We start from the raw sequence: 23,143 nt of genomic DNA, 5'->3' as shown, positions 1-23,143 counted from the left end.
GACCCCCGGCCGGACCACCAAGCCCGGCGCCGCCCGCCCGCGGGACCCCGCGCGGGTGCTTCCGAAGCGGCCCCCGAGACCCGGGCGAGGCGTCCGCCACCGCGTCTCCCGCCGGGGCACCGGGTCGCCCGCGCGGGCTCCGGGCGACCCGGTGCCCCGGCCGGGCCCCTTGGCCGCCACGCGGCTCACCAGCTGATGCAGCGGCACGCCCCGGGCGGATGCGCCCTGTGACGGCGCAGGACGCCGCGGTCCCGCACGGCCTTGCCGCTGGCGGTGCGGGGCAGCTCCCGCAGCAGGTGGTAGCGGTCCGGCACCGGCGCGCCGCCGAGGAACCGGCGGCACCAGGAGCGCAGTTCGTGGCCGTCCAGTTCCGTGCTGCTCGCGACGTGGGCCTCGATCGGGCCGACCCCGAGGACCACCGCGTCCGTGATGTGCCGGTGGTGCCGCAGCACCGACTCGATACGCAGCAGGTCGACCGAGTCGTCCCCGACTCCCTGGACCCTGCCGCGCAGACGCAGGACCCCGGTACGGGGATCACGCGTGACCAGGTCACGCGTGGACATCCAGCCGCCCGTCCACGGCGTGTCGTCGTACAGGTACGGAGACTCGGGGACGTGCACCTCCAGCACGCCGCCGACCACACGGGTACGGGTGCCGGGCACCGGGACGCCGACGCCTGCCGGGCCGAAGCGGCCGGTGAGGTCGGCGGCGATGATGCCCGTCTCCGTCGTGCCGTAGGCCTGGCCGACGCGCACCCCGTGGCGGCCGCGGAACACCGCGGGGACCTCGGGCGGCAGGGCGTCACCGCTCGACACGGCCAGCCTCAGGTGCGGCAGCTCTCCGGGCTCGGCCCGCGCCAGCCGGCGGAAGTGGTGCGGATTGCCCAGCAGCACGTGCGCGTCGGCCGCCGCCCGCGCGGTCGCCTCCGCCGTACGGGCGACCGGCATCACCACGGTCGCGCCCACCGCGAGGGAGTGCAGCACCCCACCGATCAGCCCGAAGGAGTGCGTGAGCGGCTCCAGCACGGCCACCCGCTCGCCGTGGCGCGGCATGCCCTCCACGGCGGCGAACCGGTCCAGCTCGTCCAGCAGCGACCGCGGGCTCCGGCCCACCGCCTTGGGGTGCCCGGTGGTTCCCGACGAGAACTGCACGAGGCAGTGCCCGCTCATGCTCGGACCGCCGCCGGCGTGGCGGCGCACCAGCACCTCGCACTCGTCGACGAAATCATGGGGCCGCCCGCGGTTCTCGCCGAGCGACACCGAGAACTGCACCCGCGGCGGCCCGGTCGGGGCATCCCCTGACCGCTGGCCGGCCGGTGTCTCACTCAGCACCACCTGCGCCCCGAGCGACCACAGCGCGAACAGCGTCCACAGGTGCGTGAAACTCGCGTTGCCGTACAGGGCGACCGTACTCCGCGCCCGGATGCCGTACTGCTCCAGCATCCCGGCGAGCCAGGCCGTCTCGCGGCGCAGTCTGCCGAACGTGACCTCGCGGTCCGCGGCACGCGCCCACACCATGTCGTCGACGTGGCGGCCGAGCAGTTCGGCACCCCACCAGGACCGTTGCGTCATCGCCTCCACCGGACTTCCCGCCGCGGCGCCGGGGGCCGCGGCGAGGGCGGCCCCGGGCGCCTGTCGGCTACTTCTCGACGCAGAACTCGCCGACCGGCCAGCCCACGTGCCGCTTGTCGGTGGCCACGTGACCCAGCAGCTGGTCGCCCTTCTTCAGCTCCGTCACGTTCAGCACCGCCGCACCGGGGCCGAGCACCCGCACGTGCCAGTCGTCCTGCACGATCAGGCTGACCTCGACGCCCTCCGGGGAGACGGCCCTGATGCCGAGCAGCGGGCGGGACTCCAGCTTGATCCGGCCCACCACGATGCGGCGGGTGCGGCCGTCGGCGCCGACGGCGAGCACCGGACTGCCGGCCTTGAGCTCGCTCAGGTAGTTGGTGCGGTTGTCCGCCCCGAACACGTAGCTGTGCAGTGCGCCCGCGTTGATCCGGAACGGGCGGGTCGGCATGTACGGCAGCGGATGCGTCTCGCTCACGCACAGCACGAAGCCGTGCGCGTACGAGCCGACCAGCATGCCCTCGTCCTTCTCGAAGTGCGTGCACGTGTCGATGCAGACCCGGTCGCCGAGGCCGAGGTGCTCGATCGACTCGACCGTGAGCGTCTGCAGCTGCAGGTCCGGAGTCTTCACCCGCAGCATCTCCACCAGCGCGAAGACGTCGTTGGCGGAGCGCGGGGCCACCAGGACGCCCTCGGATCCCTTCTCCAGCACGTCGACGATGATCTGCGCCTCCTCGATGTCGGCGGCCTGGCAGATCAGCTGTCCCGGCGAGGCGTCCGCCGCGGCGATCACGATCTCCAGCGGGATCTTCGTCGGATCCTTGAACTCCACCACGGTGAAGGGGAGTTCACGTGCGGCCTCACAGGCGAGCTTCAGGGTGGGGTCGTCGACGACGTTCACCCAGGCGGCCGTGTCCTTCTCGCCGCCGCGGTGCAGGTTCTCCAGCGCGCCGAGACCGTCGGTGTCGACGACCTCGCGCAGCACGATCAGGTCCTCCGGGGCGTCCCCACCCACGGGCGCGCCCGGCGCGAGGACCCGCTTGACGGTGTTCGGCAGAAGGGCGAGGCGCTCCGGGTCGCTGTCGACGATGCCGTCGACCCGCGCGTGGATCGAGGCGTCGACGACCGCCTCGCGGTGTTCGGCGGGCACGTTCCGGAGGTCGATCCAGGCAAACTTCACAACACACCTGCCATCTCGGTCTGCGGCGCGGGCTCGGACGTGAGCTCGCGGTGGTGAATGACTGAGGCCAGTTCCCGGACCGCCTTCTCGGGCGACGGGCTGGTGAACACCCGCCGTCCGACGGCGAGTCCGGCACAACCCAGGTCCATGGCGGTGACCGCGAACTCGTAGAGGTTCCGGTCGGTGGAGCCGCCGCCCGCCACCACCACCGGCAGCGGCGAGGAGGCGATCACCTCTGCCATGCGGGCGGGCGGGGCGGCAAGCACCGTCTTGACGATGTCGACGCCCAGGTCCGCGGCGATGTTCACGACGTGGGCGACGAGCGTCGGGTCGGTCGGATCGGCCACACGGGGACCGCGCGGATAGATCATGGCCATGAGCGGCATGCCGAAGCGGTCGCAGGCCGCGGCCACGGTGCCGAGGTCGGCGAGCTGCTCCGGCTCGGTGTCGGAGCCGATGTTCACATGCACGCTGACCGCGTCCGCGCCCAGCCGGACCGCCTCCTCCACGTCACCGACCAGAACCTTGGCGTTGACGTCGGGTCCGTGCGCGGTGCTCGCGCTCAGATGCACCACGAGTGAGCACCGCGTGAGCAGCGCCGGCGAGATCATGCGCGCCCTGCCCTTGTGGACGACGACACCGTCGGCGCCGCCGTCCGCGATGGATCGGACCAGGCCGCCGAAATCGGCGGCGGTTGCGACGGGGCCGTCGGACACGGAGTGGTCCAGCGGCACGAACAGGAACCGGCCGTCTCCCGGCCGGGACAATCGTGCGAGACGCACCGATTTACCGGTGAGCGGCATGCTCGACATGACACCCCTCCTCGTTCCTGGTCACAGGGTTCGGATGGGATTCCGCTGCGGGTCCCGGGCTGAACTGTCGCAGTGGCCTCTGAAGAATCGAGCCAGGTGCCCCGGGCCGAGCACGCCGCAAGATGCGGAGTGCGGAATCGGCCGCAGGCTGCCTAGCGTCGCAGGCATCCGCGTGCGATCCGCACGCGACCGCGGGAGGGGATGGCCTATGACGCACGGCAGGCAACAGGTGACCAGACGGGGGGTGCTCGCGGCGAGCGCCGCGATCGGCGGCGGCGTGCTGCTGCCCGCCGGACAGGCGGCGGCCCGACCGGAGGAGCTGGTGACCGTCACCCCGGGCGACGCGCGCTACCCGGACCTCGTCCGGGGCTGGAACCAGCGCTACGTCGGCCGGCCCGAGGCGGTCCACGTTCCCCGCTCGACCGCCCAGGTCGCCACCGCCGTGCGGCAGGCGGTCCGGGCGGGCAAGCGGCTCACGGTGCGCAGCGGCGGCCACTGCTGGGAGGACTTCGTCTTCAGCCCCGACGTCCAGGCGGTCATCGACATGTCGGCGATGCGGGACGTGGACTTCGACCCGTCCATGAACGCCTTCGTCGTGCAGCCGGGCGCCCAGCTCCTCGACGTCTACGAGCGCCTGTACCGCACCTGGGGCGTCATCGTGCCGGCCGGCATGTGCTTCCAGGTCGGGGCGGGCGGCCATGTGAGCGGCGGCGGCTGGGGGCTGCTGTGCCGCCGGCTCGGCCTGGTGGTGGACCACCTGTACGCGGTCGAGGTGGTCGTGGTGAAGGCCGACGGCACGGTGCGCACCGTCGTCGCCACCCGGGAGGACGACGACCCGGACCGGGACCTGTGGTGGGCCCACACCGGCGGGGGCGGCGGCAACTTCGGCGTCGTGACCCGCTACTGGTTCCGCAGCCCCGGAGCGAGCGGCACGGACCCGGCCCGGCTGCTGCCGGCCCCGCCCCCGGAGGTCCTGGTCAGCGCCGTGTCCTGGAAGTGGTCCGACCTGGACGAGCGGTCTTTCACGCGACTGGTCCGCAACTACGCGGACTGGCACGTACGGCACGCCGCGCCCGGCGACCCGGCGACCGCCGTGTGCAGCATGCTCTCCCTCAACCACGTCTCCAACGGAGCCGTGGGCCTGATCACGCACGTCGACGCGAGCGTGCCCGGCGCGGCCCGGCTGCACGACGAGTTCCTCGCGGCGGTCGGCAGGGGCGTCACCGTCGCGCACGGACCGGTCACCACGCGGATGGGCGAGCTGGACGCGCTGCCCGACCTGGCCACCCCGCGCCGCCTCCCCTGGCTGCAGGCGGCCCGCTACCTCGGCACGGCCAACCCCACCACCAACGACCCGACCCAGAAGAGCGACTTCAAGTCGGCGTACATGAAGGCCGGTTTCCCCCGGCGCCAGCTGGCCGCGCTGTACCGCCACCTGACCCGCGCGGACATCGGCAACCCCACGGGCTCGGTCATGCTCAGCTCCTTCGCCGGCCAGGTCTCGGCCGTCCCCCAGGACGCCACGGCGAGCGCCCACCGCGACGCCGCATACAAGCTGGCCTGGATGATCTGGTGGGACGACCCGGCCGACGAGAAGGACTGCGTGCGCTGGCTGCGCGAGTTCTACGCCGACATGTACGCCGACAGCGGCGGCGTCCCGGTGCCCGGCGCGGTCACCGACGGCTGCTACGTCAACTACCCCGACGCCGACCTCGGCTCGCCGCAGTTCAACCGCTCGGGCACGCCCTGGCACGACCTGTACTACAAGGGCAACTACCGTCGCCTGCAGCGCATCAAGCAGGCGTACGACCCCGGCGACGTCTTCCGGCACCGGCAGTCGGTGCGGCTTCCGGGCGGCTGAGCCGGCGCCTGCCGGTGCAACCCGCCGGCGCGGGCCGGTGTTCCTCCTGACGTACAGCATCCGGATGGATGCCGACAGTGTCGTCTACCGCCGCAGGAGCCCCGATGCCGAACAGCCCAGCCGTGGACACCCAGGTCGCCGTCGTCGGCGGCGGGCCCGTCGGCATGCTGCTCGCCCGGGAACTGGCCTTGCTGGGCGTGCGCGTCACCGTCCTGGAGAAGCTGCCGGCGCCGACCGGCGAGTCGAAGGCGGGGACGCTGCACGCCCGCACCGCGCAGACCCTGCAGCGGCGCGGACTCCTCGAAGCCGTGCAGCCCGGATCGCCGGCCCCGCCGGTGGGCCTCGGCCCCGTACCGTTCCACTTCTCCGGCATGTTCGACCTCGACCTGAGCCGTGTCGTCACCGAGGGCCCCGTGCTGGTGGGCAGCCCGCAGGCATGGGCGCAGGAGGTGTTCGCGGCCGATGCCGAACGGCTCGGCGCGCGCGTCCGGCGCGACCGTGAACTCGTCGGCCTCGACGAGGAGGCGGACGCGGTACGGCTGACCGTACGCGACTCCCGGGGCGTCACGGAGACCCTGCGCGCCTCCTGGGTGGTCGGCGCCGACGGCGCCCGCAGCGCCGTGCGCGGACTGACCGGCATCCCGTTCACCGGCACGCCCGCCCGCGTCGGCGCCCTGATCGGGGAGGTCCGCCTGCTGGACCCGGCACGGGCGCCGCAGGGCTGGCAGCGCAACCCGCGGGGCTGGACCCTGGTGTGGCTCAACCTGTTCGGACGCAGCCGGGTGTGCACCTACGACTTCCGCGGCCCGCATCCGGACCGGCAGGCGCCCGTGACCCTGGACGAGTTCCGGGCGGAGGTGGAGCGGATCGCGGGCCACCCGGTGCCGATGGACTCACCCAGCTGGCTCACTCGCTTCAGCGACGCCGCCCTGCAGGCCGAGCACTACCGCGTCGGCAGGGTTCTGCTGGCCGGCGACGCGGCGCACGTCCACTTCCCGGCCGGGGGCCAGGGCGTCAACCTCGGCCTCCAGGACGCCGTCAACCTGGGCTGGAAGCTCGCCGCCGAAGTGCACGGCTGGGCACCGGCCGGACTGCTCGACACGTACGAGACCGAGCGCGCGCCGATCGCCGAGGCGGTCCTGGAGAACGTGCGCGCCCAGGTGGCCCTGATGGACCCCGACCCCCGCATGGACTCGCTGCGCACGCTGTTCGCCCGGATGATGCACTTCGACGACGTCAACCAGTACCTCGGCGGCGTGATCAGCGGTGTCGACGTCCATTACGACACCGGAGGTCCCGGCGACCCGATGGCCGGCCGCTTCGCCCCCGACGTGCTGCTGAACACCGGCGACTCGGTCACCGGCCTCGCCGGACTCCTGCACAGCGCCGAGCCGTTGTTGCTGCTGCTGGCCGACTCGGAGGATCTACTCAAGGCCGTCGAGCCCTGGCGCCTACGGGTGAACGTGGTGACGGCGACGGCGGCCGAACAGATCGGCACGGACGCCCTGCTGGTGCGGCCCGACGGATACGTCGCCTGGTCGGCCCTGGGCGACGACGGGGACGCGGACGCGCTGGCCGAGGCGCTGGGGTGCTGGTTCGGGGACCCCGCGTAGGTGGCGGGGCCCGGCCACCCGGCGAGTGCCGGCAGCCGTCGCGGATCACGCTCCTTGCGGCCGGAGCGGGCCGGGGACCGGTCGGCGGCCTCGCAACCGCAGGGCTCAGCGGACACCTGCGTTCCCTGTGACGTGCGCCGACAGCACGTTGCGATGAATGTCGAGGGCTGCGGTGGACTTGTTGAGCGTGATGTAGTGCAGGCCGGGTGCGCCCTCGGCGAGGAGGCGTCCGGCCATGGCGGTGGCGTGCTCCACGCCTACCCGGTGGCCCTCGGCGGCGTCGTCGCGGGCGCTCTCGAGCCGGTGGGCGAGGTCCTCGGGGAAGGCCGCGTGGGACAGTTCGGCGAAGCGGCGGATCTGACGGACGTCGGTGGCCGGCATGATCTCCGGGATGATCGGGATGTCGCAGCCTGCCGCGGCCACCCGGTCACGCAACCGCAGGTAGTCCTCGACACGGAAGAACATCTGGGTGACGGCGTAGTCGGCGCCCGCCCGGCACTTGGCGACGAAGTGCCGGATGTCGCTGTCCCAGTCCGGCGAGCGCGGGTGCATCTCCGGGAAGGCCGCCACACCGATGGTGAAGTCCCCGAGCGAGCGGACGAGTTCGACCAGTTCCCGGGCGAAGGTGAAACCGGCCGGGTGCGGCGTCCAGGGGCCGTTCGGATCTCCGGGCGGATCACCCCGGAGCACCAGGACGTCCCTGATCCCCGCGTCGGCGTACTGGCCGATGATGTGCCGCAGTTCGCCCACCGAGTGCCCGACGGCCGTCAGGTGGGCGACGGGCCGCAGGGTGGTGTCGGCGGCGACGCGCCGGGTGACCTCGACGGTTCGCTCGCGCGACGAACCGCCGGCGCCGTAGGTGACGGACACGAAGGTGGGGGAGAAGGACTCGACGCGGCGGACGGAGTTCCACAGGGCGCGCTCGCCCCGGCCGGTTCTCGGCGGGAAGAACTCGAACGAGAACGAGGGGACGCCGCTCGTCAGGGTCTCGCGCACGGAGCTCATGGACGGCCTCCCACGTTGAAGCAGCCGGCTTCCGGCGGCTGGACGGCGATCGCGTCGGTGGACCGCTCGGCGCGGAAGAAGCCGGCCGGGCACAGGCGCCGGCCGCGCCGGGCGCCCCCGACCGGGATCGGGACCTGCGCCTGAAGCAGGGTGCCCCGCGCCCCGTCGGCGACCGTCACACGGGTGGCCGGTTCCTCCCGCAGCCCGCTCACGACAGCCCCGCCAGGCGCGGCTCCATCTCACGGGCCACCTCGTGCCCGTACGTACGCTCGACACGGTCGGTCAGATCCGCCGCGAGCAGCTTGTACTCCTGTGTGCCGACCGCCTCAAGGACGATCGACGCCAGCGCACAGCCGAGCTGCGCCGCCCGTTCCCCGGACCAGTCCCAGCTCAGGCCGGCGAGGAACCCGGAGCGGAACGCGTCCCCCACCCCGGTCGGGTCGGCGGTCTTCGCGGTGCGGACGGCGGGCACGTCCAGACGGGGCTGACCGCACCGCGCCAAGGAGACGCCGTCCGCGCCCCGGGTGGTGATCCAGGTACCGACGCGCTGCAGGATGTCCCGCTCGCTCCATCCGGTTCGCTCCCGCAGCAGGGCGGACTCGTACTCGTTGGTGAACAGCAGGTGCGCGCGGTCCACGAGGTGACGTGCCTGGGTGTCGTCCAGGCGGGCCAGCTGCTGCGAGGGATCGGCGGCCACGCGGGTGCCGGTCCGCCGAGCGGTCTCGGTGTGGCGCAGCATCGCCTCCGGGGCGTCGGCGCCGACGAGCACCAGGTCGAAGCCGCCGCAGCGGGCCGCGGCCGCGGCAAGGTCGATCTTCGCGGCGTCCGCCATGGCGCCGGCGTAGAAGGTGGCGATCTGGTTCTGCGCCTCGTCCGTCGTGCACACGAACCGGGCGGTGTGCAGCGTCTCGCTGATCCTGACGGCGTCCGTGTCCACCCCGGCGGCGCGCAGCCAGGCCCCGTACTCGGCGAAGTCGATGCCCGCGGCGCCGATCAGACGCGGGGTCAGTCCGAGCCGCGCGAGTCCGAGGGCGATGTTGGCGGCGACGCCGCCGCGCCGCACGTCGAGACGGTCGACCAGGAAGGAGAGGGACACCTGTTCCAGCCGGTCGGCGATCAGTTGGTCGGTGAACCGACCGGGGAAGGACATCAGATGGTCGGTGGCTATCGAGCCGGTCACGGCGATTCGCACGACGGTCTCTCTCCTTGAACCCGGGGTCGAAGGGTCCGGCAGTGTGGGACTGTCCAGGCACGCAAGCCTGCCGGGCGCCGCTCAAGCGCCGGTCGAAGTCACCCCCCGCCGGCCCCGGAGCGGACGTCCGGATACCGCTGGTACGACCGCCCGGGATGATGCACAGTGCCTTCGTGGACGGATTACGGCTGGACGACACGGCCCCCGCGGCGGCGCCCCGCGGATACACGCTGACCGGCAGCGACGGGAGGCCCTACCGCAGCGACGTGGCCGGCCGGTTCGGCGGCTACCGGCGCGGACGGATCTACGGGCGGCTGGACTGCCCCTCCGCCCTTCGGCACATCGCCCGCGGGAACTACGTGCGCCACCGCGTGTTCTTCGCGGACGAGGCGACCGCCGTCGCCGCGGGATACCGTCCGTGCGCGGTCTGCCTTCCCGAACGCCACCGGGCGTGGCGCACGGGGGAACCGTCGTGAACGAGCCGTCCCCCCGGCTGCTTCCGGTGGCCCTCTCCGACTACGCACCCTGGCCCGCAGCCCGGCCGCACACCGGCCGCGAACTCGCGCGGCTGCTCGCGCTCCTGGAAGCCTGCGGGTTCCGAGGAGGCGGCGTGGCGCTGGGGCACGGCCGGGACGCCGCGTCGAAGGACGCCTCCGCGGCGTTCGCCGACGCCTGGCAGGGGAGCGGCGGGTGGCTGGCAGCGGTGGTCGACTGGCCGGAGGACGCCGCGTCATGGCTGCGCCAGGCCCGCCGGCTGACCCGTCCCGAGCCGGACGCCTGGGTGGTGGCCGCGGGGTCGGCCGGTTGGGTCCAGATGAGCCGTCGGCTGCGGCACAGCACCGCTTGGGACCCGCGCCGCACGTTCGGCTTCGCGTCCGCGGGCGACTCGCGTGTGGCGACCGCCGCGGGTCCGGGGGTTGAGCGGGCGGGGACGCCGGGCGGTCCTGCCACCGCCGGATCTCCAGGCGACCCAGCGAATAGCCGCCGACGGACTGCAGGTCACGGTGGTCAACAAGGAAGGCCACAAGCGGGTCTTCGACTTCGCCGAGATCGCCGTACCACAGCCGATGCGCGGCTCACTCGCGCGAGCGTTCGCCGCGCAGTCCATGGGGTGGAACAGCCACGCAAGCGGCGAGTCGTATTGGCGGTCCGTGGAGGTCTTCGCCCGGTTCCTCAAGGACCAGGGGCACCCGGCCGAGGATCTCGGCAACCTGACCTCGGCCACGCTCCGGCTCTGGCGGAACATCACAAGGACACCCCCGGCGGGCGTGAGGCCCTCGCGAAGGTCCGTACGCTGCTCAAGCGGGAGCCGCGGCTGTCCGAGGGCCTGGCCGCCGAGGAACTGGCCCGCCCCGTTCCGAAGAAGGGCAAGCCGTCCAAGCAGTCCTACCGGCCGTCGGAACGCGACCAGGTGCTGCAGACCGCCGAACGGCAGTTCCGGGCCGCGCTGCTGCGGATCCGGGAGAACACCACGCTGCTGGACCGCTACCGGGCTGGCTCGCCGGACCCGACCAGCCGTGAGTGGAGGGTCGCGTCCGTCCTCGAGTGCTTGGCCGCCACGGGCGAACTGCCCGGGTACCCGGACAAGGAGGGGACGGTCTACACCCGAGCCGAGCATCTGCTGCGCGGAAAGAACCGTGGGAAGACGACCGGCCCGGCTGTTCCTCAGCCGGGCGGAGCTGACGGCGCCGGCTGTGATGATGACCGACCGCTACGGCTGGAACCTGTCGGTCTACGACCGTCTGCACGTGCCCGTGATCACCCCATCCGCCTGGCCCCAGCCCGATGCAGGTGCCGGTTACAGGCCGGATCGAGGGACGGCAATGGCGCGAGTTCATGGACTACGAGGAGACGCCGATCCTGGTGCGGCACCTGGCTACGGCAGCCGCGAACCAGTTCGCCTGCCAACTCGGTTGCGGGAACGCGGTCCGCACCGACAGCCACGCACGCGCGGCACGAGAACACGCTGATCGGCTCGACGCGAAGGCAGTTAGCGTGCCCCAGCCCCTGGGCAACCGGCTCCGCCGGACCGCCGACCGCTTCCGAGCCCTCGCCGACGCCCACGACTCCGCCGCCCAGACCGCCGAGGAAGCCGTCGCATGAACGAACAGCACGATGACGAGCGCACCCGCATCCGCGCGGCCATCGACCGACTCCTGGCCGGGCAGGCCACCAGCTCCAATGGCAGCCTCACCGGCCAGGACCAGCCCGTTCCCGGCAACGTCATCCCGCTGCACCCACCAGGCGACTGAGCGGCGTCCTGCCGCCACTGGGGGTGGTCTGGGAAGATTGCGGCGGCGGCCGGTCCCACTACGCTTGGGACCGGCCGCCTTCCGTGGAATGGCGGCTCCTTCACACCGCCGCAGGTACTTACGTCAAGTGGTCGAAGGCGCCCATCTTCGCGCCGCACACCGGCCGCGATCTCGTCTCGGGTGTAGACGAGCGGGGTCTGCTCCGGCCGCTCGGATTCGCGCACCGCGATCAGGTCGCCGATGATGCCGAACTCCATGCAGTCGTCGTTGCCCCCGCTGAGCGGGCCCTTCTCCCAGATGACCGCGGAGAAGTCCAACTCGGCGGGGTTGGGCTTGGCGTTGCTTGACCACCGAAGCCCGAAAGGGCGCTCGTTCGGGTGGTCGCCGGGCGCAGGCCATGTTGCCCGCTGTTGACCGCCCGTACTGGCACCTCGTGGCACGGGCGGCTGGGTGACGGTGCCAGGTCAATGTGCTGTCCCGTTGTCTGCCGTCGGCCGTAACCCTGCCTGACCATGGCGAGTTGTCACACACGTGACCAAGGCGAATGATCAGGATCACCTGTTGTCCGATGCTGCCACGGCAACCTGCGTATCCCGGCCCAGCCCCGCCCCGTCCGGGCGGGCGGAGGCCCGTGACGGGGACGTCGCGGTGGTGGGTGTGGGGGTCCGGCTGCCTGGGGCCATCCGGTCGTTGGATGGGCTGTGGTCGGCGCTGGCCGGGGGCCGGGACCTGATCGGAGAGGTGCCGGGCGACCGGTTCGACGTGACGCGGTTCGTGTCGGCCGACGGACGCCCGCGCTCCGGCCGCATGTACTCGGCCGCGGGCGGCTTCCTTGATGACGTGGCGACTTTCGACGCGGAGTTCTTCGGTATCTCGCCGAAGGAGGCATCCGTGATGGACCCACAGCACCGGCTGCTCCTGGAGTGTGCCGTCGAGGCGTTCGGTGATGCGGGCATTGACCCTTCGTCGCTGGCCGGCGGCGACACGGCGGTGATCGTCGGGGTGTCGTCGCACGGGTACGGCGACCTTCAGCAGCGGCGGCCGCAGGCGATGAACGCCTATTCCATGGGTGGCACGGCGTCCTGCAACACCGCGAACCGCGTGTCGTACTTCTTCGATCTGCACGGTGCTTCGTTCGCCGTCGACACGGCGTGCTCGTCGACGCTGACCGCCGTGCACCAGGCATACCAGGAGGTACGGTCCGGGCGGAGTGCGCTCGCGCTCACGGGCGGTGTCAGCGTGCTGCTCAACCCCTGCGAGAGCGTCGGGTTCGCCCAGGCGTCGATGCTTTCGCCCACCGGGCGGTGTCATGTGTTCTCCGAGCTTGCGGACGGCTACGTGCGCTCTGAGGGCGCCGGTGTGCTCGTACTCAAGTCTTTGAGGGCGGCGCTGGCAGACGGTGACCGGATCCACGGGGTGATCCGCGGCAGTGGCGTCAACGCGGACGGCCGTACGGTCGGGCTGGCCCTGCCGAGTGCGCGCAGCCAGGCCGCGCTGCTGGACAGGGTGTACACCGAGGCCGGCATCAGTGCGGCCGAGGTGGCCTATGTCGAGGCGCACGGCACCGGTACCCAGGCCGGCGATCCGGTGGAGTGCGAGGCACTGGGTGAGGTACTCGGTCGGCGCCGCACGTCGGGGACACCGCTGCCCATCGGATCGGTGAAGTCGAACCTGGGGCACCTGGAGGCGGCGTCCGGGGTACCCGGGCTCCTCAAGGCGCTGCTGGTGCTGAGGGAGCGGCGGATCCCCGCGACGCTGCACACGGCTCCTCTGAGTTCGCGGATCGACTTCGCGGGGCTCGGTCTGGATCCGGTGGCCGAACCGCGTGACCTGCCGGGCAAGCGGCTCGTGGTCGGGGTGAACTCTTTCGGATTCGGCGGGGCCAACGCCCACGTGGTGCTCACCACCGCCCCGGAGATGTTCGACCGGCCCGGCCGGGACAACGCCGACGGCCTTCGCAGCACCCGGCCGCATCCGGGTCGCCGCAGCCCGCTCCCGCTGGTGGTGTCCGCCCGTACCTCCCAGGCGCTGGAGGCCGCCGCCGGGGGCTGGGCCGAGCACCTGGAGGGGCTCGCCCCGGATGCCTTCTACGACACGGCCTACACGGCGTGCCGTCGTCAGGCCCGGTACGAGCATCGCGTCGCGTTGCTGGCCGACGATCCGTCGGCAGCGGCTCGGTCGTTGCGGCGGGTGGCACAGGGCGAGCCCGCGCCGGGCACAGCGCGTGGGGTCGGTGTGGAGCGTGGCCGCATCGGATTCGTCTTCGGCGGCAACGGCTCCCAGTGGGCCGGCATGGGAGCGGAACTCCTCGATGCCGACGCCTCCTTCACCGCTGAGGTCGATGCGATCGATGAGGTTTTGCGCCCCCTGATCGGCTGGTCGGTCAAGGAAGAGATGGCCGCGCCCCGAGGACGGGAGGTGTGGGAGCGCACCGAGATCGCCCAGCCGATGCTGTTCGCCCTGCAGGCCGGGCTTGTCGCAGCCCTGAGGGCACGCGGTTTCGTCCCCGCCGCGGTGTGCGGGCACAGTGTGGGCGAGGTCGCGGCCGCCTACTGCGCGGGAGCTCTGGACCGTGCGGCCGCCTGCCGGGTGATCGCCGTACGCAGCAGGGCCCAGGGCGCGACGGCCGGAAGTGGGCGGATGGCGGCCGTCGGGCTCAGCCCCTCGGACACCGAGAAGCTGATCTTCGAGATCGGTCGGGCGAAGCGGCTGGTCGTTGCCGGGATCAACAGCGTCCGTGACGTGACGGTCGCCGGGGACGCCGAAGCCCTCGCCGAACTCGGCGAAGTGCTCCGCGAGCGCAACGTGTTCTTTCGCGACCTCGGGCTGGACTACGCCTTCCACAGCCCGGCGATGGACGAGTTGCGCGGGCCCCTCGCGGCCGGCCTGCGCGGGCTGCCGACGGGCCCCGCCCGCATCCCCCTGGCCTCCACGGTCACCGGGCGGCTGGACGGTGACGCGGCGCTCGACGCCGACTACTGGTGGCGCAATGTCCGTGAACCCGTGCGGTTCGCCGAGGCGGTGGACGCCCTTGCCGGCGAGGCCGACTGCGACGTGATGGTGGAGATCGGCCCCCATCCCGTACTCGGCGCATACCTGCGGCGTGTCACGACGGATGCGGGACGGCCCGCCGCCGTGATCCCCACACTCACCCGCACCGCCTCCGGCCCCCGTGCACTCGACTCCACCGCGGCACAGCTGCTGGCGTGCGGAGCCGAGACCGACTGGAGCGTTCCCTTCCCGCATCCGGGACGGGTGGTCGGCCTGCCCGCCTACCCGTGGCAGCGCGAACGCCACTGGCACGGTGCTCCGGGATGGTGGCTCCAGACGCCGACCGAGGAGGACGGCGAGCCGACGCAGTCCCCCCACGCACTGCTCGGCGCACGGCTGCCCGGGGCTCGCCCCGCCTGGCAGCAGGAGCTCTCCTCCGGCGCGCTGGGATGGCTGGAGGACCACCTGGTCGGCGGGACGGTCGTCGTACCGGCGGCCGGCTACGTGGACATGGCCCTGACCCTCGGACAAGTCGTGCACGACGGTCCCGTCGAGGCACACGACATCTCGATCAGCCGTGCGCTGAGCCTGCCAGGCGACGACGAGGACCGGACCGTGTCCGTCCACACTGCACTGGAGCGGGACGGCGCCTTCACGGTCTCCAGCCGTGACGGACGTGGTGGTACCTGGATCGAGCACGCCCGCGGCAGGGTCCGGGAGCTGCTGCGTACGTGCCCGCCCGTCGCTGACCTGCAGGCGCTTCGCGGCCGTCTGCCGCGCGAGCTGAGCGCGGCCGATCACTATGCTCTCTGCGCCCGCGCCGGACTGCCCTACGGTCCCGCGTTCCGCACCCTGACGGCCCTGCACACCGACGCCGGCGACAGCCGTGAGGTGCTCGCCGCCTACGCCGCCACCGTCGACCTCGCCGACGCTCCCCTCGCGCACCCGACCCTCCTCGACGGCGCGCTCCAGGCCGGCCTGCCGCTACTTGCCGCGGCCACCGGTCAGCAGACCGACTCCGACGGCACACCGGCCGCCTACCTGCCCTCTGGCATCGACACCGTGCGCGGCTGGCGTGCGCTGCCCCGAACCGGCCTGATCCATGTGCGCCTCCGTGCCCGCACGGCACGAGAGGCCGTCTGGGACATGACCGTCATGGCCGACGACGGCACCGTGGCCCTGGAAGCGCTCGGGTGCCGACTGCGCCGCTTCGACGCGGCGAGCGCACGTGCCCCGCAGCAGCTTGCAGAGGTCCTGCGCGCCGCCCCCCTCCCCTCGCCCCCCGCCCGCTCCCCCTGGCCCGCACCGGCAGTCACCCTCGCCGCCTGCACGGAGGGACTGTCGCAGGCGGTCCGGAAGTGGCGGGCGCATCCGTACGACAGCGCCCGCGCCCGCGCCCTGCGCCTGAACGCGCACCTGACCTCGGCAGCCGTCCGCGAAATCCTGCCGGAAGCAGCGGAGTTCACCTTGAACGACCTGCTGGCGGCCGACGTGCAGCCCCGGTACCGCAAGCTGCTGACCACCCTGTTCGAGAACGCCGTCGGTCAGGGCGTCTTCACCGCCCACGAGGACGGCCGGTGGCACCTGGCCGAGGAGCCGCAGCCCCACCGGCTCTTCAGGGAAGTGCTCCTGGCCTTCCCGGCCGAGGCCACCGCGACGCAGACCTACGGCGTCTGCGGACTGCATCTGGCGGACGTGCTGCGCGGGCGGACCGATCCTCTCGCGCTGCTGTTCTCCGAGCCGGACGCCCTCGCCGCGCGCTCCTACGACAGCACGCCCGTGATGCACCACCAGTACCGAACCGCCCGGCTCCTGCTCCAGACAGCTGTCGCCGCCTGGCCCGAGGACCGGCCGCTGCGCGTGCTGGAGGTCGGCGCCGGAACCGGCGGGCTGACAACCGCCCTCCTGCCACATCTGCCGCCGGAACGCACCCACTACACCTACACCGATGTGTCCTCGGCCTTCTTCCCCGCCGCCCAGGACCGTTTCACCGACCACGACTTCATCCACTACCGCTGCCTCGACCTCGACGCCGACCCCGCTGTCCAGGGCTTCACCCCTGCCTCGTACGACCTCGTCATCGCCGCGAACGTGCTGCACGCCACGCGGGATCTGCGCCGCACCCTGCACCGGATCGGCGACCTGCTGGCCGACGGCGGACAGCTGCTCGCCCTGGAGAGCCACGACCCGGCCGCGCTGACCCCGGTGTTCGGGCTGCTGGACTCCTTCTGGTGCGCCGAGGACACCGCTCTGCGGCCGAACGGACCGCTGCTGGCACGCGAGCAATGGCCCGGACTGCTGGAAGAGTGCGGATTCACCGGCACCGTGCTGCCCGGCGATGCCACACAACCGGCGTATGACCACCACTCCGTCATCCTCACCGCCCGGGCCCCCCGCCCCAGGCCGACGGCCGCAGAGCCCGATCCGTGTCTCGTACACCCGCCCGTGGCGGCAGACCTGACCGGAGGGCCTCTCGCCCGGGCAGCCGCCACGGCCCTGGGAGTCGCTGTGCGGCCCGCGAGTGAGAGCCCGCAGCAGTGGTCCGAACTCCTGGCGGACACCGACGATGTGGTCCTGCTGGCCGAGTCCGGCGGAGTCGGTGGTGCTTGCGACACGGAGGCCGCCGTCCGCCATCTGGCCGTGCTGCGTGCCCTGGCTACCGCCACCCTTCAGCTGCCCGAGGACCGTAGGGTCACCGTGTGGCTCGTGGTGTGCGGAGCCCAGGACCTCCCACCGACCGCCGCCGCAGCCCTGTGGGGAGCGGCCCGCAGCCTGGCCAACGAACAGCCGCGGCTGACCGTCCGGCGCATCGCCCTGGCAGCCGGTGCCGACGCCAGACTGGCCGAGGAGCTGGCGGCCCGCCCGGCCGACGACGAGGTACTACTGACCTGCCAGGGACGGTTCGTGACCCGGCTGCTCCCCTACACGTCGCAGTTGATGCCGGCTCCGGGCACAGGAATGTCACCTCCCGCCGTCTCATCCACGCTGACGCTGGACGAGCCAGGTCTGCACTACCGGCTGGGCTGGCGTCCGACCCGGCTACCCCGCCCGGCCGAGGGTGAGATCGTGGTCGAGGTTGCGGCCGTCGCGCTCAACTACCGCGACATCATGACCGCGACCGGCCTCGTACCGCCGCCCGACATGCCGTGGGGACTCGACGCAGAACCGATGGGCCTGGAGTGTGCCGGCACGGTCGTCGCCGTCGGCGCCGGCGTCGGACACATCAGTGTCGGTGACAGGGTCGCCTGCCTGGCGGTCGGCTCTTATGGCTCGCACACGCGGACTCGTGCGGACCGGGTAATTCCGCTGCCGGACGACATGGACTTCACCGCGGCCGCCACACTTCCGACGGTCTTCCTCACCGTGCAGCACGCCTTGGACCACCTGGCCCGCCTACGGCCCGGCGAGTCACTGCTCGTGCACGGCGCCGCCGGCGGCGTGGGCCTGGCCGCCCTGCAGTACGCCCAACACGTAGGCGCCCGGGTCATCGCCACCGCCGGCAGCCCCGCCAAGCGTGATCTCCTGAGGCTGCTCGGCATCGAGAACGTCCTCGACTCGCGTACCCTGCACTTCGCCGACGAGATCGAAACGATCACCGAGGGCCGGGGTGTGGACGTCGTCCTCAACTCCCTGGCCGGCGAAGCCATGGCCCGCAGCCTCCGCGTCCTGGCACCTCACGGCCGGTTCGTGGAGCTGGGCAAGCGCGACTTCCTCGCCGACAACTCACTCGCCCTGGCGCCCTTCCGTGACAACCTCTCCTTCCACGGAGTGGACGTGGCCGCCCTGCTCACCGACAGCTCCGCGCTGGCCGACGCCCATCTCACAGCGATCACCCGCGCCGTCCACGCGGGCACCTACCGACCGCTTCCCCATCGCGTGTACCCGGCCACCAGGATCCGCGACGCGTTCGCCGCCATGCAGCATTCCCGGCACATCGGGAAGGTCGTCGTCACCTTCGACGCCGCCGAACCCGTGTCCGTCCGCACCACGGACACCCCCCTCGTCCTGGACCCCCACGCCGACTACCTGGTCACCGGCGGACTGGGCGGCTTCGGCGCCGCCACCGCCCGCCACCTGGCCGCCCGTGGGGCCCGTCATCTGACGCTGATCGGCCGTCGCGGCGCACACACGCCCGGCGCGACGGAACTGATCGCCGACCTCACCGCGCTCGGCGTACACGTCAATGCGTGCGCCGCCGACGCGGCGGACCCGGACGCCATGCGCCGCATCATCGACGGCCTCGACGCCGAAGCGCGACGACTCGCCGGGGTCGTGCACGCCGCGATGGTGCTCGACGACGCTCCACTACAGCAACTGAACGACGACCGGGTACGCACCGTGCTGGCTCCCAAGATGGCGGCCGGGCAACTGCTGGACGAGCTGACCCGCGGCCGTTCGCTCGACTTCTTCGTCGTCTACAGCTCGGCCGCCGCCGTCATCGGAAATCTCGCCCAGTCGTCGTACGCGGCCGCCAACCTCGCCCTCGAAGCCCTCGTACGCGACCGGCGCCGGGCCGGGCTGCCCGCCCTCGCCGTGCAGTGGGGCGCGATCGCCGACCACGGGTACGTGCATCGCACCGAACGCCACGACGAGATGACGACCCTGGGCATCGGAGGACTTGCCACCGCCGACGCGCTCGCCACCCTGGAGCGGCTCCTCGCAGACCCCGATGCCACCGCGGTCACCGTGGGGCACCTCAACTGGGGAAGAATGCGGCGCTTCCTGCACGCCCTCACCGCACCGCGTACGGCAGCATTGCTGCCCCCGGCCGAGCACACCGACGGGGCGGAACGGCTGCGCCAGGTGGTGAAGCAGGCCACGCCCGACGACGCGGCCGCACTCGTCGAGGACCTCCTCGCCGAACTACTCGCCCACGTCCTGCAGACCACGCCCGACCGCGTCGACCGGACACGGCGCCTGGACCAATTGGGCGTGGACTCCCTGCTGGCCGCCGAACTCGCCACCCTGCTCCAGCAGCGGCTCGGCTGCGAAGTCCCCGCCATGGAACTCGCCGGACTGCCGAACCTCACCGTGCTCGCACAACGGGTACTGGGCCTGCTCAACACCATCCACTGAACAAGCCGAAGAGGTCCGGATCCGTGCCCACACTTGTCTGCCTCGCCCACCGCCCCGGGGCAGCCGTACGCCTGTACTGCGTGCCGCCCGGTGGCGCCGGCCCGGAGTTCTACCAGCCCTGGGCCGGCCTGCTGCCGGAGACCATCGAGCCGTACACCTTCGCCCTGCCCGGCCGAGGCACCCGCCGTGACGAGCCCTCAGTGACCGACCTGCATGCACTCGCCGCCGCACTCGCCTCCCTCACCGACAACGCGGCCGACTCCCGGCCCTTCGCCCTGTTCGGGCACAGTCTCGGCGCCCTGCTCACCTACGAGACCGCGCGACGACTGCGCCGCACCGCTCGGCGCGAGCCCGCACTCGTCGCCCTGTCCGCCCTTCCCGCGCCCCACCAGCGGGACTTCGAACGGCTCCTGGCCACCCTCGTGACATCGGGACTCGACAGAGTCACCGATCTCGTGGGGCCCCTCCCCGCCGAACTTCTCGAAGACCCGCTGACCGTGACCCGTGTGTGCACGCCGCACCTCGCCGACCTCGTCCTCGCCCTGCACCACCGCCACCACGATGAACCACCCCTGCAAGCGTCCCTGGCCCTCTACGGAGGCGACGCGGACCCCCTGGTCCCACCGGGTTGCCTGGAGGGCTGGAACGACCTGTTCGCCACCCCCACGACGCCCCACCTGTTCGCCGGGTGCCACACCTACCCGCTGGACCAGGCATCCGCCCTGGTGCACCAACTCAACAAGGACCTGCAGACGGCGATCCGGTGATCCCTGACCGTGAGCGCTGGGCAGCCACCGTCGTCGTCTGCCTCGGCGTGTTCCTGCTGGGCATGGACCTCACCGTCCTCAACGTCGCCGTACCCGACCTGGACCGCGACCTGACACCCTCCATGGCCGAGGTCCAGTGGATCGTCGACGCCTACGCTCTGGTCCTCGGCGGCCTCGTACTGACCGCTGGAGCCCTCACCGACCGGATCGGCCGACGCCGTGCCTTCACGATCGGCCTGGCCATCTGCGGCACCGCATCCGCGCTCGGAGCCCTCGCCGAGAAGCCGGACGGGCTCATTGCCGCGCGCTGCGGCATGGGGGCCGGGGCCGCCCTGCTCATGCCCGCCACTCTGTCGATCATCACCACCCTCTTCCCCGACCCCGCCCCACGCCGCCGGGCGATCGCCCTGTGGGCCACCGCCCTCGGCCTGGGCGGCATGACGGGGCCCGTCCTCGGCGGCGCCCTCGTCGAGGGCTTCTCCTGGCGCGCCGGATTCTGGGTGAACGTCCCGATCGTGGCCGTGACCCTGCTCCTAACCCTGCTCGTCGTACCGAAGTGCAGACCCCGCCGTGCCGGGGGCCACAGCGAGCAGCGCGTCGACTTCCCGGGTGCGATCATGTCGACGTGCGGACTGCTCACGCTCGTCTGGGCGGTGATCGAAAGCCCTGCGAGGGGGTGGACGAGCGTACCGGTGCTGACCTGTCTTGCTCTGGCCGCCGCCCTGCTGTCCGCTTTCGTCGCACATCAGACGCGCCGAGGCGACCACGCGATGCTGCCGCTATCCGTTCTGCGTCTGCCCGGCGTGGTGCACGGCGCCACATCGCTCACGCTGTTGTCCTTCGCGCTGTACGGAGCGCTCTTCGTCGTCACCCTCTACCTCCAGGGAGTCCTGGGTTACACCCCCTGGCAGGCCGGCGTACGCACTCTGCCCTTGGCCGCGGCTCTCGCCGCGGGCTCGCTCGCAGCACCACGTCTACTGGCCCGGCACGGCGAACGAACGCCGATCGCGGCCGGACTCCTCCTCGTGGCCATCGGGTTCGCTGTCCTGTCCTGCACCCGAGCCGATTCCGGCTACGGACACCTGCTCGTCTTCGAAGCCGTCGCAGGGCTGGGCGCCGGTCTCGTCGCGGCCGCGGGTACGGATAGCGTCATGAGTGCGGTCCCGCCGTCCCGTGCCGGACTGGGATCGGCATTGAACGACGCCACCCGCCAGGTCGGTGCCTCCCTCGGGGTTGCCGTCCAGGGTTCCGTCCTCAGCGCCGTCATCACCGATCGCTTGGGCCCCATGGCCTCAACAGCCGCCCAAACCGCCGTACTGCCACGATCCCCGGCCGCCCGACAGGCGTTCGTCGACGGCCTCACCGCGAGCGCCCTGATCGCAGGAACCGTCACCCTGGCAGCCGCCCTCGCGGTCATTCCATGGCGCAGCGTGACTCCGGCCGCCACGACGTCCCATGAGGGACTCTGAGCAGACTCAGTAGGCCCGTGCCCTCTCCCTGCGGTTCTGGTCGTGCCACCGCCGCACCAGGGGGCCGGGTTGGCAAGGATGACGGAGAATCCTGCGCGGGCTGTGCGGTAGTCCAGGGGCAGGGCGTGCCCGCTGCGGGCGAGGCGCCCGTCTCTTCCTGTTCCTGCCTACGCGGCGGCGGGGGCCGGCACGGGCATGCGGTCGCGCGAGCGAGGCCGCTACGGGTGGGGCGGGGGTCCTCCAGGTGGCACTACGTGATCTTCTCGGTGGAACCTGATCCCCTTGCACAGAGGAGGCACAAGAAGGGAACACGTGGACTTGACAGGGAACCGTGGAGCTGTGGGCGGGTGACGATTCTCCGGCTCGTGGGAAGCATCCGTCCGCGGGTGAGTGCCGCTGTACCCGAGGCGCCGAAGGGCAACGCGAGCAGAATGACGGGTATGCCGAGGCCGAGCCTCGTTCCTCCTCCTTGCGAGCCGGATCCATGCCGGACGTCCGCGCGATCATGGCACCTCTCAGGGCGCCCGTCCATGAGCTTCCTCGCTGGTGGTGAGGACCGGGCGGGGCACTGCCGAGTCGGGACCGACGGAGCCGCGGGGCTGTGGCGGCGTGAACCTGACCAAGGTGATCACGCACTGGCCCGGCACGGCCGCAGAGGGGCGCCGCGACCTACGCCGCACAGCCGCGGCGAGGGGGCGGGCGCCCTCCGGTCGCGGCAGCATCTGGTGATCGTGCCGCTCGCGGGCATCCGCGAACGACACCGGTGCCCGCCCGGCCGAAGGGCGGCTCACCGGCTGCCATATCCTGCCGCCGTGGCGAGCGACCCCGACACCACAGGAAGGAGTGGACGGATGCCCGGAAGGCGCTTGTGGGGACTCATCGTCCTGTCCGTGACCCTCGTCTTCTGCGCCATCGGCTACTACCTCAACGACTACAGCCCGAGCGGTCCCTGGGGCCTTGCGGGCCTGGCCTGTGGCCTGACCGTGGTCCTCGCGATCAACGGGCTCCAGAAGAAGGAGTGAAACCGCAGTGCTGCCCCCGGAGTTCCCGGTTGGCCGCGAACCGGCACACCTCCATCCCTGCTGCCGGTCGGGATGGGCACGGTGACGCTGTTCCCGGGGCGTCGGTGTCGGTGTCGGTGTAGAGAGGGACGGCGGCAGCCAGACGGTGACCAGGCGGTGGCCATGCGGTGGCCAGGCCGCAGCGCGGCCGTCGACGTGGTCTTGGCCCAGCCGGCAGATACGCGACTCCGGAGTCGTGCAGCGCGGAGCCCCGTCCTCGCCGAGCCCGCCCGCGCTCTTGACCTGCCGGCCGAGCGTCCAGCGGCCGAACAGGGGCGGGCACCGGCCACGCTCCA

At 72.1% G+C, this 23,143-nt stretch carries 15 protein-coding genes; 9 read left to right on the top strand and 6 right to left on the bottom strand.

Annotation, left to right across the window (positions count from 1 at the left end):
- Positions 1-185 precede the first annotated feature (185 nt).
- The 3 genes from V5O46_RS04890 to V5O46_RS04880 all read right to left on the bottom strand — a co-directional run bounded on the left by V5O46_RS04890 (position 186) and on the right by V5O46_RS04880 (position 3,551).
- Positions 186-1,571 (bottom strand): class I adenylate-forming enzyme family protein, encoded by a 1,386-nt coding sequence (locus V5O46_RS04890; protein WP_332883145.1) that lies wholly within the window; start codon positions 1,569-1,571, stop codon positions 186-188.
- 67 nt (positions 1,572-1,638) lie between these two features.
- Positions 1,639-2,748 (bottom strand): 3-dehydroquinate synthase II, encoded by a 1,110-nt coding sequence (locus V5O46_RS04885; protein ID WP_332883144.1) that lies wholly within the window; start codon positions 2,746-2,748, stop codon positions 1,639-1,641.
- Positions 2,745-3,551, bottom strand: a complete 807-nt coding sequence (locus V5O46_RS04880) for a 2-amino-3,7-dideoxy-D-threo-hept-6-ulosonate synthase (RefSeq protein WP_332883213.1) — start codon at positions 3,549-3,551, stop codon at positions 2,745-2,747. Before V5O46_RS04880 ends, V5O46_RS04885 begins: the two co-directional genes overlap by 4 nt.
- Positions 3,552-3,768: 217 nt before the next feature.
- On the opposite strand from V5O46_RS04880, the gene V5O46_RS04875 reads away from it, so the two are divergent.
- The gene (locus V5O46_RS04875) at positions 3,769-5,421 is read left to right on the top strand and encodes an FAD-binding oxidoreductase (RefSeq protein WP_332883143.1); all 1,653 of its coding nucleotides are present in this window, start codon (positions 3,769-3,771) and stop codon (positions 5,419-5,421) included.
- A gap of 104 nt (positions 5,422-5,525) precedes the next feature.
- A complete protein-coding gene (locus V5O46_RS04870) occupies positions 5,526-7,034 on the top strand; it encodes an FAD-dependent monooxygenase (RefSeq protein ID WP_332883142.1) in 1,509 nt (502 codons plus the stop codon).
- Between the two features lie 105 nt (positions 7,035-7,139).
- On the opposite strand, the gene metF is transcribed toward V5O46_RS04870, so the two are convergent.
- From metF to V5O46_RS04855, 3 genes are read right to left on the bottom strand one after another with little or no spacing between them, the layout of a single operon-like run.
- The gene (gene metF / locus V5O46_RS04865) at positions 7,140-8,039 is read right to left on the bottom strand and encodes a methylenetetrahydrofolate reductase [NAD(P)H] (RefSeq protein ID WP_332883141.1); all 900 of its coding nucleotides are present in this window, start codon (positions 8,037-8,039) and stop codon (positions 7,140-7,142) included.
- Complete coding sequence (locus V5O46_RS04860) at positions 8,036-8,251, bottom strand: hypothetical protein (RefSeq protein ID WP_332883140.1); 216 nt, start codon at positions 8,249-8,251, stop codon at positions 8,036-8,038. Before V5O46_RS04860 ends, metF begins: the two co-directional genes overlap by 4 nt.
- Positions 8,248-9,231, bottom strand: a complete 984-nt coding sequence (locus V5O46_RS04855) for a carbohydrate kinase family protein (RefSeq protein ID WP_332883139.1) — start codon at positions 9,229-9,231, stop codon at positions 8,248-8,250. Before V5O46_RS04855 ends, V5O46_RS04860 begins: the two co-directional genes overlap by 4 nt.
- A gap of 173 nt (positions 9,232-9,404) precedes the next feature.
- Here V5O46_RS04855 and V5O46_RS04850 point away from each other — a divergent pair, with 173 nt between their 5' ends.
- The 7 genes from V5O46_RS04850 (at position 9,405) to V5O46_RS04820 (ending at position 22,808) form a co-directional block, all read left to right on the top strand.
- Complete coding sequence (locus V5O46_RS04850; RefSeq protein WP_332883138.1) at positions 9,405-9,707, top strand: Ada metal-binding domain-containing protein; 303 nt, start codon at positions 9,405-9,407, stop codon at positions 9,705-9,707.
- Between the two features lie 1,315 nt (positions 9,708-11,022).
- Positions 11,023-11,334 (top strand): hypothetical protein, encoded by a 312-nt coding sequence (locus V5O46_RS04845; protein WP_332883137.1) that lies wholly within the window; start codon positions 11,023-11,025, stop codon positions 11,332-11,334.
- On the top strand, positions 11,331-11,483 hold the full coding sequence (locus tag V5O46_RS04840) for a hypothetical protein (protein WP_332883220.1): 153 nt from the start codon (positions 11,331-11,333) through the stop codon (positions 11,481-11,483). The genes V5O46_RS04845 and V5O46_RS04840 overlap by 4 nt, the downstream gene beginning before the upstream one ends.
- 690 nt (positions 11,484-12,173) lie before the next feature.
- Positions 12,174-19,550 carry an SDR family NAD(P)-dependent oxidoreductase gene (locus V5O46_RS04835; RefSeq protein ID WP_408648894.1) on the top strand — a complete coding sequence of 2,459 codons (7,377 nt, stop codon included), beginning with the start codon at positions 12,174-12,176 and terminating at the stop codon, positions 19,548-19,550.
- A 23-nt stretch (positions 19,551-19,573) separates the two neighbouring features.
- Positions 19,574-20,317, top strand: a complete 744-nt coding sequence (locus V5O46_RS04830; RefSeq protein ID WP_332883136.1) for a thioesterase II family protein — start codon at positions 19,574-19,576, stop codon at positions 20,315-20,317.
- The gene (locus V5O46_RS04825) at positions 20,314-21,786 is read left to right on the top strand and encodes an MFS transporter (protein WP_332883135.1); all 1,473 of its coding nucleotides are present in this window, start codon (positions 20,314-20,316) and stop codon (positions 21,784-21,786) included. Before V5O46_RS04830 ends, V5O46_RS04825 begins: the two co-directional genes overlap by 4 nt.
- A gap of 851 nt (positions 21,787-22,637) precedes the next feature.
- Positions 22,638-22,808, top strand: a complete 171-nt coding sequence (locus tag V5O46_RS04820; protein ID WP_332883134.1) for a hypothetical protein — start codon at positions 22,638-22,640, stop codon at positions 22,806-22,808.
- Positions 22,809-23,143 lie beyond the last annotated feature (335 nt).

The organism is Streptomyces poriticola (assembly GCF_036689765.1).
GTDB classification, from domain to species: Bacteria; Actinomycetota; Actinomycetes; order Streptomycetales; family Streptomycetaceae; genus Streptomyces; species Streptomyces poriticola.
This window is presented reverse-complemented; position numbering and strand designations above follow the sequence as displayed.